The sequence below is a fragment of the Thalassotalea litorea genome (assembly GCF_043642205.1).
In the GTDB taxonomy this organism is placed as follows: domain Bacteria; phylum Pseudomonadota; class Gammaproteobacteria; order Enterobacterales; family Alteromonadaceae; genus Thalassotalea_A; species Thalassotalea_A litorea.
On record NZ_JBHZSG010000001.1, the window covers coordinates 92366 to 106730 of the forward strand.

Genomic DNA, 14365 nt, shown 5'->3' on the forward strand with positions numbered 1-14365 from the left:
TAAAAGTATCAAAGATTATGAACTTGACCCGATTACCCTCAGTACTATTATTGCTTGCCCTGTTGAACGTTACGATGCTCTTACAGGGTTGTCAGTCAGACGATGCTCCCTTATTAGGTAAAGCTCCTGTTGAGCTAAGTGTCGGAGAGGGGGTGACGAATCCCCTTGGCTATTATGAGTCTGAACCTAGATTTTCCTGGCAATTAGCCAACGATGCGATAGGCAATTTTCAATCCGCCTATCAAATACAGTTAAGCACACAAAATCCTGAATTCAGCAAGGCAAATGTTTACTGGGATTCTGGCAAGGTGGATTCAGAACGAAATAGCTGGGTTCGCTATTCAGGCAGCATATTACGGTCAAGAGATAAGGTCTTTTGGCGGGTCAGGATTTGGGATGACAAACAACGAGTCTCGAACTGGAGTCAGGTACAATCGATGGAGCTTGGGCTGCTAAATAATTCCGATTGGCAGGCACAGTGGATTGGCCACCCGGATACGGCAATAGAAAAACAGCCTGAACAAGCATTACTGGCCAAAGCGCAATATCTTCGTACCGAGTTTAATTTGAGTGAAAACGTCAAAAAGGCCCGTTTATATGTCTCTGCGAAAGGGCTGTTCAAGGCATATCTCAATGGTAGTGAAATTGCGCCCGAAGATGTCATGACCCCAGGCTGGACACCTTATCAAAAACGTATCGAAACCCTGACATACGATGTTACTGACATGCTCGCGAAGGGCCGCAATGTGATCGCAGGGAATATCGCAGGCGGTTGGTATGCAGGACGAGTGTACAAATTTAAAGACAAAGAACACCGTTTGCCAGCGCGCTTTATTGCGCAATTAGAAATTGAGTTTGAGTCCGGACAAACCAAGATAATTGCGTCGGATCAGAACTGGCTCAGCTTCGTCGATGGACCCATACAGTTCGCCAGTATTTACGATGGTGAACACTATTACCAGGCGCGGGAAATAGATGGTTGGACGCAGCCTTCTTTTACGCCGGATGGCTGGCAACAAGTCGTGACTGCAGCGATTCGTGATGAGGTGAAACTGGTCCCCAAGCAACATGCTCCAGTACGGGTAATTGAAAGCTTAACCAAGCCTGCAATTGTTGCGGTTGAAAATGGCAAAGTCATTTATGACTTTGGTCAGAACATGGTCGGCGTGCCGCAGATCCAGCTTCCCGTAAAAGCTGGCCAGACCGTGCAATTAAGATTTGCTGAAGCGCTCCATAAGGGGGAATTTTATACGGATAATTATCGCAGTGCGGAATCCACCGTTTTTTATCACCCTAATAAAGATGGGATAGTGAGCTATCGTCCAAGGTTTACCTATTTTGGCTATCGATATATTGAAATCACTGGTTATGATCCGGAATTTATCCCGAGTGAGGACTGGTTGTCGGCTTTGGTACAGCATTCTGATGTGACCATTAATGCCGATTTTGCCACGTCTCAACCGAAATTAAATAAACTGGCGGAAAATATTGTCTGGGGGCTACGCAGCAATTTCTTTGATATTCCGCTGGATTGTCCACAACGAGATGAACGCCTGGGATGGACCGGAGATGCTCAGGTATTTGCAATGTCTTCTATGTATATGGCGGATGTTTATGGTTTTTGGTCGGCCTGGCTTCGAAGTGTGCGCGAAGAGCAGTCTGAGGACGGCATGATCCCGCTTTATATCCCCTTCGTTGAGTGGATAAACTGGGCTTCGTCCGGTTGGGGCGATGCGGTGACAATCATTCCCTGGGATCTTTATGTTGCGACTGGCGATGCGTCTGTGTTGGCGGATAACTATCCGATGATGCTGAGTTGGCTCGATTACCATGAGAGTCAAAGTCGTGATTATGTTTCACACATGAAAACATTTGGTGATTGGTTACAGCCATATCCCGAGGCAACAAATAAAAATGCCAACAGAGGTGATACTGATTTTCAGTTAATTTCTACGGCTTTTTATGCCCATTCCGTAGCTTTAACCCTGAAGGCTGCGCAAGTACTGGATAAAAATAAAGATGCTGAACGATTGCAGGCGCTGCTCGGGAATCTGAAATCTAGTTTTCAATCTCATTTTTTTGACGAACATTTAAATTTAACCGACTCGCAAGCGACTCAAACCGCATACCTGCTGGGGCTGGCATTTGACCTGTTTGCTGAGTCGCAACGTGGCACGGCAGAGAATAAACTCATCGCGTTAATTGATGAGGCCGATGTTCATTTGCGAACCGGCTTTCTGGGTACACCGCTATTAGCTGAGGTACTGCAAAACGCCGGTCGCAGTGATTTGGTTTACCAGTTGCTGTTTAAGGAAAGTTACCCGTCCTGGTTTTATTCCATTAACAATGGTGCGACAACCACCTGGGAACGATGGAATTCATATTCTTTGGCTGATGGCTTTAATCCCGAAGGGATGAATTCGTTAAACCATTATGCCTATGGCAGCATCTCGCGATGGTTTTATGAAGGGATTTTAGGAATAAAACCTGCGGCTCCAGGCTTCAAACGTATCCTTATTGAGCCGCAGCTTAACGAAAAATTGACGTCGGCCAGTGGCTCCTATCATACCCCTCAAGGTAAAGTTTCGGTGCAATGGTCGGTGAATGAAGAGCGTTTCACCCTGGTACTGAAGGTCCCCAAAAATACTCAGGCCGAGGTGAAATTGCCGACGGTTACGCTCTCCAATGTGTCCGCAGAGGATGGTGCGGTAAATAACGTTGATTTATCAACATTAAGCCCGGGCCAGTATGTTATCGAAGGTACTTTGAAGCCGGAATTTACAAATTCAATGGCGCGTTTAAATGCCGTTAACTCGGATTTGATCACCCAGAAGGTTGGCAACTAAAACTAATCTTCGACTAAGTAAAACACAAGGCTTAATCAATAACGCCATCATAGTTAAAAATATCGTAAGGGGAAGTAAGGTGTTAGTCCATAAAGTATGCCAGGCCTTGGGCCTTTTCAACCTTTATCAGCGCTGCGTAATCAGCAGCGCTGCGGCTTTGGTGTTTGTTGCCGGTTGTGCGATGCCTGCCACAGAGCAACAAGACAAGCAAAGCTCAGAAAGTGTCGGCAATACCCCGCCTAATATTTTGCTGATCCTATCGGATGATCATGCCTGGAATGATTATGGTTTTATGGGACATCCGATTGTACAGACGCCAGCGTTGGATCAATTAGCCAGCGAATCGGTCACATTCAAACACGGCTATGTGCCTACATCATTGTGTCGTCCGTCATTGGCGACCATTGCCACCGGTTTGTATGCACACCAACATGGTATTACAGGCAATGATCCTTCTCGCACATTGCCCGGTGGCAAAGCCGGCCTGGAATATCAGCGACAGCGCGCCGAAATTATCAAAAAAATAGATGCGTTAGATACGCTTCCTGAATTACTGAAACAGCAAGGATATCTGTCATTGCAAACTGGAAAATGGTGGGAAGGAAGTTTTCAACGGGGTGGGTTTGATGAAGGAATGACCCGGGGTTTCCCTGAAAAAGGTGGCCGACATGGTGACGATGGTTTAAAGATTGGTAGGGAAGGTATTGTGAAAATCACCGACTTTATGGACAGAGCCAAAGCGGTGAATCAGCCATTCTTCGTTTGGTACGCGCCATATATGCCACACACGCCGCACAACCCTCCAGAACGCTTATTGCAGAAATATCGTAGTAATGCTTTGCCAATTTCAATTGCTAAATATTATGCCATGATTGAATGGTTTGATGAGACAAACCAGCAATTACTGACTCATCTTGAAAAGACAGGTTTAAAAGATAATACCTTAATCGTTTATGTTTCCGATAATGGCTGGGTATCAAATCCTACTCAAACAGGACGATTTCTCCCCAGATCCAAGCAAAGTCCTGGCGAAAGCGGCGTCCGCACCCCGATTATGTTTTCACTACCAAATCAATTCGTGCCACAGATGCGTGATGAATTTGTCAGTAGTATCGACATCGTACCAACGATATTAGCGACTGCGGATATTGAGGTGCCTAAACACTTACCAGGATTGAATTTATTTACCGCAATGCAACAACAGACGCCAATTGCTCGCGAGGCTATTTTTGGCGAAGGATTTGCGCATGATATGCATGACATAAACGAACCAGAATCCACATTGTTATATCGCTGGGTGATCGATGGTAAGTGGAAACTCATTCTCAGTTATGATGGCAAGAATGTCAGCTATCAGAAGTATCACGATGGCGTACTGGCCGGCCCGCGTCTTTATAATTTGTTGGAAGATGAGCATGAAACCAACAATCTGGCTGACCAGTATCCGCATATCGTTGACCAGCTTGGAGAAAAATTGTCGCAATGGTATCCCATTAAAAACCGGAAAATATTGCCGCACTAATTAGCCTGGCCCATGAGATCGTCCTGGGTGGCTTAAGACGTTAACCACCCGGGGGTGGCGGGTAAAACCAAAAATAAGAGGATAGCTTCCATGAATCGCACAATCATTTATCGGGCCAATGACCGTCGACTGGCCCAGTATTGCAAAAGTTGCACCGTATGGCTGCTATTATTATCGGCGGTGTTTTTTTTCATGGCGGAGACCCGCGCTGAAATCACCTTGGAACAACAGGTAAAAATCACCGATTTAGGATTGCATTTTGATGGTGAAAAAGTCACAAGCTCGGCACAAACCAGCGATACACCAACCTATGATTATTTCTTTGGTCCTAACATTTCAGCCCATGGAGACAGCGTAAAAGCTTATAAAAACTATGTGTTTATGACCTGGTATCGTGGTGGAAAATTTGATCGTAGGGTGATGCTAAGCCGATACAATCTGAATACGGGAAGCTTGCAAACTATCGAGTTTCCCCATCAACATACGGGGTTTAATAATATCTGGTGGATCGGTGAATCTCATAATACGATTGCGGTTGGGATCAGTCCTGTAGATGAGTCCATTCACCTTTTATACGACATGCATGCCTATGGTAATCACAGACCTGCAGACGGTAGTTTATCAAATGACTATTTTCGGTACTCTTTTTCGGTGGCCGGTGCTGCGACTGTGGTCGATAGCGAGTTTAAGCTTAGTCAATTCGTCAAAGATACAAGTATCGTTAGTGAAGGGGTTAATGACTATAAACATTTAGCATTAACCGGTGACGAGGATCATAGCCAATATTCCGGATTGACGTATCCTAAATTTTTTACCAATACCGATGGTACCCTGTTGATGTATATGCGCAAAGGCGGCAACGATAACGGGGGCTATGTATTTTCTCGCTATGATGCTGGTACCAAAAGCTGGTCTGAATTTAACCAATTTAATGTCATCAATGCGAAAAATTACGGTCAGCCATACAATTGGGGATTGTACGGCAATATGAAGTACGTTAATGGCAAACTACGGGTCGGCTTTCAGCGACGTTCGGGCAATAAAGAAGATAAATATCAATATCAAAATGGATTCTATTATGCTTATTCGGATCACCCTGAAGGAGCAAGTGACTGGCAAACGCATGATGGCCAGCCTATGACTTTTCCGTTGCAAAATGCTGATGATATTAAGATATCTGAACCCGGAGATTTAGTGTCTGCAAGGGGCAAAGATCAGGTTTACATTGTCCATGGGTTTGACTGGAATGTAACGGCACAAGGCGATGTCCATTTCATTGGTAAAGTGAAAGATACCGCCGCGAATCAAACGGTGTACATGCATACCTACAAACCGGCTGGCGCCGAAGAGTTTATTACGGCAACCGACTTTGCCGGAGCCGATAAGCTTTATACTGCCGGAGATAATCTGTATATCATTGGTCTTACATCCAGCGGTTATCCCTATGTTGAGAAAGCGGCAGGCGGAACAAACGATTTTACCCGGGTGTTTGAACTCAAAGATGGTCCATCGTTTCATCATGGTTCGGTATATATCGAAGCGGGTAAGCTTTACTACTACTTGATGGAAAGAGGGGCAGGCAATGCATTGCCTCTGTACCTGCTGATTATCGATTTGGATATTGATACCGATAGTAGTTCGCAAAACGATAGTGACGTTGCAACCGATGGTAGTAATACCGATACAAGCACTCAGGAATCTTCGGTCAAAGATGGGAGTGGCTCTGGCGCCAGTATCCATTTTAGCCTGTTGATGCTGCTATTTTGCACTGTGGTGATGCGCAGGAAAATCAATTTATGACTTATACCAATCACATTAAATTATTGCTCTCTCAGTGTGATTGGTATTACACATCAGGACAATAACCAATAAGGCAAATCAAGCGCTAGTGATTTGCCTTTATCTATCTAGCTCCTATCTAGTTGTTCTCTTTGAGATGCAACATCTTCTGTATATCATTGGCGGTTGCGAAATTATTACCCCCCTGATCGGCTCCGGTAATCCACCAATAAACCATGCCTGCATCTGAACAATCAAATTTATTGGTTTGAAACGGGACGATTCCGTCCTGTTCGGCATAGGCAAGCATTTCCCAGATAAACTTATAGCCAGGATTATCGTGATGTTTAGCCCAGTCCCATTGATGAATGGAAGTTTGCAAGCCAACATTTTGGTCGCCTATTTGATGTTCGGTAATGCCAAAGTCTAAAATCTGCTGCCAGGTAAAAAAGTCACCGCTGTTATCGTTTGCCGGATGATGAGAAACAATATGCACAAATTTAAGGGCTTGCGGGTTTGCCGCCGCAAGTGCGAAACCAATCAGATCCGGTTCACCAGCCTCAATTATCCAAAGCGGACTCTCAGCCGTGGAATCATTGATCGCATTCACTAGATCCTGGCTGGCAGCGGCTTGTTTTTCGCGACAGTTATAATGGTCATGTAAATGTTCAAATGGCCCAAATAGAGCAATACTTTTATCCGTCAGCTCATTGAGTATGCGTTGGCGTCTTTGTTCATTGTCTTTATCAATTTGGTATCTGGCTTTGTTGGTGAATGGATCGAGATCACAAGAATGAGAAACGTGCACCAACCTCTGCTCAAGCCCTGAGTGGTGTAATAGTCCAAAGATTACCGGCGTTGCACCAATATCATCAGGATCTGGAGAATTGCCGTCGATCACAATGGCCAGGCGACCTTCTGGAGGATTGACATGGTCTAATGGCACATCAGTAACATAGCGCTGCCAGAACGCGTTTACAGATACGGCATCCTGACCAAGATTTAGTATCCACCAAACAGCAACGGTATCTGAAAAGTCCACGCCGCCATTGGGGATCACGGAATAGTCGGCAGTAAAATTGCTGTCTGCAATAATCGCATCAGCTAGCTGCCAAAGGGTTCTTGCATGTTGGTTGGTGTTGCGTTTGTCGATGGCAGCCTTGAGCCATTTATCGCCATTTTCTACATAGATAGGAGTGGCCGGGCCGCGACGATTTTTGCGAATGTACAAACGTTTTGGTTTATTACCATCACCGATGGCGATGTAGTGTGTGGATTGTTTAACGAAAGCAAGCGCCTCATCACTCGTTTGTTGTTCGTTCCAGGCGCTGTGCTGAACGACAATTACGTTACTTTTTAGCGAGGACTTGTTTACGCCTTGTGCGATCAAACCGGCAAGCCATTGTGCGGTAAAGTCGGACTGACCAGCTTCCTGCACCCAAACACGCCCGCCACTATCCAGTATGTCTTTAGCGGTTTTTTGCACGAGCTCTACCGAGCCTTGCCAATGGGTGTTCGCATCAGTCCAGCCTTTGCCTGCGGGCCCAAAGGCTAGGGAAAACAAGCCACTAGCATCGATGTATTTACCTTGTTGGCTACCAATCGTGCCGGTAACGGCCAGGTGAGAGATATTGTTGAAATCTGGGTCAGCTAATAAGGAGCCCAGCGCAGCTACGGAATGGACATCATCAGCATCTGGTTTAACGTCAAATTGAGAAATTAAGATGTCTTTATCGGGATTGAAATAAGGCCTAGGGGCTTGTTGAGAACCTGCTGCGAAAACCAAATTGCTTGTAGCACACAGGGCGATGACCAGATACGCGATAAACCGTCTGGTATTTACGGAGTGGTTTCCAGATCTAAAAAACATTACTGATTTATTATTGTTGAATTTGATTGAAGATGATAATTTGTGGGGAGATGTTAATCAAGGTTGGAATGTGGTTTGTGCATTTATTCTGACTGACCAACAAAACGAGTAACCATGCATAAGCTATCTAAACGAATGTACATCAACCTTGTGGTGATGATTGTTTCTTTTCTGCAATTAGGTGTCGTCGCAGAAGCAAAACCAAGCGCTGCATACGGGGCAGACGAAGTTTCCCAACCTAATATTCTCTGGTTAGTGGTAGAAGATATGAGCCCGATTATTGCGCCGTATGGTGATCATACGATTGCGACACCGACCATAAGCCAGTTAGCGAAGGAAGGCGTAACCTACACCAATGTATATTCCACTTCCGGTGTCTGTGCCCCAAGTCGTGCAGCACTCGCTACTGGCATGTACCCGTCAGCGTTTGGTGCTAATCACATGCGCACCCATTCCGATACAGAGATAACCGGACTTCCCGCTTATGAAGCGATACCTGCGGCTGACGCTCGAATGCTGAGCCAATATCTGCAACAGCACGGATATTACACTGCCAATAATTTGAAAACCGATTATCAATTTAAAGCCCCGAAGTCGGCCTGGAATGAAAGCGGACCATATGCACACTGGCGAAAACGTCCCGCTGACAAACCTTTCTTTGCGGTTTTTAATTTTACTACGACCCATGAATCCGGATTGTTTGAGCCTTATGGTTTCAGGAAGATTGAATCGCGGCATTACTTTTCCGATGATGTAGCCAAAATCGCCAGATTACCTCAGCATCCATCGGCCAAGTCGGAACCAGCGAATACTGCCATGCATGTGCCGAAAAATACCGTATTCGATATTCCTCCTTACCTTCCAGATACTCCGTTGGTCAGACGAGATATGTGGAAGATGTATAACAATCTTGCGGAAACAGACAGGCAAATAGCGGCGATTATTCAGCAGCTCAAGGACGATGACCTATATGATCAAACCGTTATCCTCTTTTATTCCGACCATGGTGGCCCGTTGCCAAGGCAAAAGCGTTTAATTTATGACAGCGGATTGAAAGTACCACTCATTATCCGGTTTCCAAACGCCCAGCAGGGCGGAACTTCGGATCAGCGCTTAATTAGTTTTGTGGATTTTGCCCCTACCACTCTGGCGCTTGTCGGGGCACCTATACCTGGTCATATGCACGGTCAGAATTTTATTGGCAAGAGAAATGGCAGCGTTGCTTCAATGCCAAGGGAGTATATCCACGCAGCAGCAGACCGGTTTGATGGTTTTACCGATGCCATACGAGCGGTTAAAGATAAGCGCTTTAAATACATTCGTAACTATCGGCCCGAGCAAGGCTATTATTTGCCGGTCAGTTACCGTGAAAAAATTCCGACGATGCAAGAATTACTCCGGCTTCGGGATGACGGCGCTCTTGATGAATTTCAGCGGCAATGGTTTCGAAGCCGAAAACCTAAAGAAGAGTTATTTGATACGTTAACCGATCCGCATGAACTCCACAATCTCGCTGAAAATGAAGAGTATAAACAACCATTATTGCGATTACGGCGGGAAATGGATCGTTGGCTAACCGCCATTAAGGATACGCCTAATTTACCTGAGAGGGCACTAATCGACAAATTATGGCAGGGGGCTGATGTTCAGCCGAAAACAGCACCGCCTGAGGTGAGCTTTTTAAAGGGCAGAGCTATAATCAGCAGCCAAACACCTGGTGCGAGTATTTCTTATCGAATACTGGGTGAGGCGGCCAGAGAAAGTGCCTGGTTGATGTACCAAACGCCCATCAAAGCGCAATCGGGGATGAAGATTGAGGTTGTCGCCCATCGCATCGGTTTTCTGGAAAGTGATATCGTGACCGTTTCCGTACCTTGAATCTCTAATTTGAGCCTTGTTGATTCTATTTGATATTTTATGAGCGATCTTGATCTGTTATGGTTTTTTAGTATAGTTGTCTAAGTTTTGTGCGCTGATCGAAGCGATAATTGCCGCTGTTAGCCAAAAAGCGAATCAATGCCGGTGTAAACAACCATAAGGCATGACATAAGAATAGATAACAAAAATAAAAACAAGATAACAATAAGGTCAATATGATACTCACGAATAATAAAATAGCCTGTATGGCTAAACCTGTGTTGCTTGCGATTGCATGTCTGGGGATAGCGATGCAAGTAAATGCTCAGGTAACGCTTGAAGAACAAGTAAAAATTACCGATTTCGGTCTGCATTTTGATGGCAAAGATCTTGATCATGGCAACGTTAATAATCCCGATACCGGTGATAAATATGATTTCTTCTTTGGTCGTAACATTTCAGCTCATGGCGATGCCGTAAAAACCTACAAACACTATGTTTTTATGACCTGGTATAAAGGTGGTAAAAATGAGCGCAATGTCATGCTGAGTCGATATAATTCTCAGACAGGTACATTGGCAACCATTGAATTTCCCCATCGTCATACTGGTTTTCGAGGTGACCCATTAGTCGGTGAATCTCATAACACCATAGGCTTAGCGGTTAGCCCAATCAATGGCACCATCCATATGGTGTATGATATGCACGCCTATGATGATAATAATCACGGCGGCAAATTTGTTAATGACTTTTTTCGCTACTCATTCAGTTTAGCCGGTGCGGCAGACCTGCCAGATGCAGAGTTTACTCTGGACAAATTTGTCAAAGATACGAGTGCTGTTAGTCAGGGCGACGATGATTATAAGCATCTCACCATGACAGGAAATTTAGCGGACAAAGGTAATTTTGCGCGTTTAACCTATCCCAAATTTTTCACCAATACCGACGGTACGTTGTTGCTATACATGCGCTTAGGCGGTAACAACAACGGCGCCTATGTATTTAATCGATATGACGCCGAAAATGAAAAGTGGTCGACATTTACCAAATTTAACCATAACAATCAGAAAACAAGCCACGACAACGAATATAACTGGGGCTTGTATGGCAATATGAAGTATGTCAATGGCAAGCTTCGAGTTGGCTTCCAGCAACGTAGTAGTGATAATGCCGATAGGTATACCTACCAAAATGGTGTTTATTATGCGTATTCAGAACACCCGGAAGGCTTTGGCGATTGGAAAAACCACAAAGGCGAACCGATGACCTGGCCATTGGTCAATTCAGATGAAATCAAGGTGTTTGAACCCGGTGACTATATTGACCATACCGAAGCAAACTCGGTGTATATCGTTGGCAGTTTTGACTGGACCGTAACGAAAAACGAAGATATTCATATCATCAGTAAAGTTCGTTCTTCCGATAGGAGTCGACCAGACTATCAGGAAATCTATCTGCATTCATACAAACCCTCTGGCGCTCAAGACTTTATTGTATCGTCTGATTTTGCGGGCGCTTCATCGATATACACCTCTGGCGATAATATTTACATTATCGGATTAGATAATGGTTACCCGTATGTGGAAAAAGCCAAGGGTGGGACCAATGACTTTGTTCGTGTATACGAACAAACACAGGGTACTAAGTTCGATCATGGAACCATATACATCAATGACGGTAAGGTCTACTTCTACTTAATGGAGCAGGCGTCTGGCAATGCGATGCCACTGTATTTGCAAATCATTGATTTGGACCTAGAGGGTGAGGCAAATGCACCACGGGTAGCGTTCCCGTCATCGGCGATGTCCGTTGAAGAGGGCTTTGAAAAATTAACCTTGACGATTAATGCTGAAAGTCCGGTTGCAGGTCGTAACATTGAATCTGTCACCTTATACCTGAACGATGCAGAAGTTCGCACCGATACGTCACTTCCATACTTATTTGGGCATGGTTCAAAGCCACATGAAACAGGGGCGATGGGCTGGTTAGCAACCCATTCACTTAACCCAACGCCATTAACGGTTGGCACGCATGTATTTAAGGCGATAGCAACGGACAGTGAAGGTGAAACGGGTATTGCAACAATGACCCTGACCGTGAAGTCAAATGGCCCGACGGTTGCGTTTCCGGCTCCGACAATGACGGTTGATGAAGGCTATGAAAAATTATCTATTATGTTAGACGCAGCAACTGCCGTTGACGGTCGTGAGATTGAATCGGTTGCGCTATATATTGATGAACATTTGGTGCGCGTTGATACGTCGCTTCCGTACCTGTTTGGCCATGGCTCAAAGCCTCACGAAACAGGTGCCATGGGTTGGTTGGACACCCACGGTGAAAACCCTGCGCCATTGGGTCCTGGTGTCTATACGTTCTCAGCAATTGTCACCGATAGTGCAGGGGACGTAGGTGAAGCGAGCATGGTGCTCACCGTTAAAGGCGAGCCAAAACCTCCAACGGTTACGTTTCCGAATGATGTGGTCACCGTATATGAGGGGTATGAAAAGCTGGGCATGACGTTGCAAGCCGATACCTCTGTAGAAGGGCGAACGATTAAATCTGTTACCTTATATCGGAATGAGCAACTTGTGCGCGTAGATACTCGACCTGTCTGGAACTTTGGTCATTCCTTTGCTCCTTATGAATTTGGCGCAATGGGGTGGTTAGAACGACATGAGCCAAACCCATCTCCACTTACGGTTGGTACCCATACGTTTACAGCAATCGCAACGGATAGTGCTGGTTTGCAGGGAGAGGCAACGATGACGCTGATTGTTAAGGCCGTGCCACCACCAAGCATAAGCTTTGTTGAGTCCGATATTGAGTTACGTGTTGGTTATGAGTCGTTATCATTATCTGTGAATGCTTTGTCTGAGTTGAGTTGGGTGGATATTGAACATGTCGACTTATACTTAAATGACATACTCATTCGCGATATTTATGATGCGCCATTCACTTGGGGTGGAGAAAGCTATCCGGCTGAGTTGTTAGGCCTCCCGGCAGGAATCCATACCATCAAAGCGCTTGCTACGGATAGCTATGGAAATACATCCGAGGCACAAATGACAATGCTAGTCAGGCCATCGGTCGTGTTTGTCGATTCGGAACAGCAACTTCATTTAGCCAGTAACTTACTTGACGGCGATGTCAGTGATGAATCAAGTTGGGGCGCTACCGAAAACGGTACCAAGGAAGTCATCATCGACTTAGGCGAGTCAAAGTTAATCACTGGGACGAAACTATGGACCACTGCTGGCGAGCAGATTAACTATCAGGTTTATGTATCAGACGGCCCAGGATTCGAGTTTGTGAAGGTGGCGAAACATCAAAATAAACACAGCGATGTTCAACCGACATTAACCGAATTTGTTGCGCAGGGACGATTGATTAAACTTATGGTGATCGGTAACTGGCCGAATATCAATGAATTTGAAATTTTAACCCAGTAACTTACACAATCATACGTGCAATCGTTCGTGCAACGATAGGCATGGAGATCGCAGGCTCACTCTCGCGCTCACATCACTCGTGGTGTTGATGCGACGGTGAGCGTACTGTGTTTCAGGTGAATATATTTATCATACCTTAATCAACTCAAAGCGTAATTGAGGTATTCTGCCAGGACGTTAACAATGAAAATATGTGGCAAATTTTTTACGATTTCCCTCTTGCTCTCGGCCGTGGCGGTATCTGGCTATGCTCAGGAAAACCAATCACCGAAACCGTGGAAGGCTATTTTTGACGGTCATTCTCTAAATGGCTGGACCCCAAAATTTGCAGGGTATGCGTTAGGGACTAACTATAAAAATACATTTCGAGTCGAAGATGGCTATTTAACAACAAACTACGACCAGTATGACAGCTTTAACTTTGAGTTTGGCCATTTGTATTACCAGAAACCGTACTCTCATTACCGCTTACGGGCGACATACCGATTTTTACCTCAACAGCTACCGGGTTATCGCAATGCCTGGAAAAATAATGGTTTTATGATCCATGCGCAACCGCCAGAATCGATGACTCTAGAACAGCGGTTTCCTGCAAGTATTGAGGTTCAGTTACTAGGCGCCGATGCCGATACCGAATTCCGACCAACGGCGAATATCTGTACGCCAAATTCTCATGTTAAAATAGCTGGAGCATTAATCACCAAGCACTGCATCAAATCTAACTCAAAAACGTACCGAGGCGAACAATGGGTAACCATTGAAATTGAAGTTAAAGGTCATGAAATGATCAAGCACTGGATCAATGGTGAATTAGTGATGGAATACCATGAGCCGGTACTGGATGAAGAATCACAACATCTAAGTAAATTTTACGACGGCGGCGCAATGAAATCCGGCTATATCGCCATACAAGCAGAAAACAGTAGGGTGCAGTTCAAATCGATTGAATTGCAAGAGTTATAATACCGTGAGACTTGCAACCGATAAACCTTAAGTCAGCATTGAGCAATTGTCCGCCTGATGAGCAAATTGGTAATTATCG

Annotated in this window: 7 protein-coding genes; 6 read left to right on the plus strand and 1 reads right to left on the minus strand. The window is 45.1% G+C overall.

Features of this window, described 5'->3' with window-relative positions; translation table 11 throughout:
* The first annotated feature begins 17 nt into the window (after nucleotides 1–17).
* From ACHUFQ_RS00350 to ACHUFQ_RS00360, 3 genes are all read left to right on the plus strand, one after another.
* Nucleotides 18–2846 carry a family 78 glycoside hydrolase catalytic domain gene (locus ACHUFQ_RS00350; protein WP_394171900.1) on the plus strand — a complete coding sequence of 943 codons (2829 nt, stop codon included), beginning with the start codon at nucleotides 18–20 and terminating at the stop codon, nucleotides 2844–2846.
* A gap of 79 nt (nucleotides 2847–2925) precedes the next feature.
* Nucleotides 2926–4368 (plus strand): sulfatase family protein, encoded by a 1443-nt coding sequence (locus ACHUFQ_RS00355; RefSeq protein WP_394171902.1) that lies wholly within the window; start codon nucleotides 2926–2928, stop codon nucleotides 4366–4368.
* Nucleotides 4369–4458: 90 nt separating this feature from the next.
* A complete protein-coding gene (locus tag ACHUFQ_RS00360; protein WP_394171904.1) occupies nucleotides 4459–6168 on the plus strand; it encodes a BNR-4 repeat-containing protein in 1710 nt (569 codons plus the stop codon).
* 118 nt (nucleotides 6169–6286) lie between these two features.
* On the opposite strand, the gene ACHUFQ_RS00365 is transcribed toward ACHUFQ_RS00360, so the two are convergent.
* Nucleotides 6287–8017, minus strand: a complete 1731-nt coding sequence (locus ACHUFQ_RS00365; RefSeq protein ID WP_394171906.1) for a hypothetical protein — start codon at nucleotides 8015–8017, stop codon at nucleotides 6287–6289.
* 114 nt (nucleotides 8018–8131) lie between these two features.
* Between ACHUFQ_RS00365 and ACHUFQ_RS00370 the strand changes: the two genes are divergently transcribed.
* The 3 genes from ACHUFQ_RS00370 to ACHUFQ_RS00380 all read left to right on the plus strand — a co-directional run bounded on the left by ACHUFQ_RS00370 (nucleotide 8132) and on the right by ACHUFQ_RS00380 (nucleotide 14286).
* Nucleotides 8132–9895, plus strand: a complete 1764-nt coding sequence (locus ACHUFQ_RS00370) for a sulfatase family protein (RefSeq protein ID WP_394171908.1) — start codon at nucleotides 8132–8134, stop codon at nucleotides 9893–9895.
* Between the two features lie 245 nt (nucleotides 9896–10140).
* Nucleotides 10141–13323 (plus strand): BNR-4 repeat-containing protein, encoded by a 3183-nt coding sequence (locus ACHUFQ_RS00375; RefSeq protein ID WP_394171910.1) that lies wholly within the window; start codon nucleotides 10141–10143, stop codon nucleotides 13321–13323.
* A 183-nt stretch (nucleotides 13324–13506) separates the two neighbouring features.
* A complete protein-coding gene (locus tag ACHUFQ_RS00380) occupies nucleotides 13507–14286 on the plus strand; it encodes a 3-keto-disaccharide hydrolase (protein ID WP_394171912.1) in 780 nt (259 codons plus the stop codon).
* The last annotated feature ends 79 nt before the right edge of the window (nucleotides 14287–14365 follow it).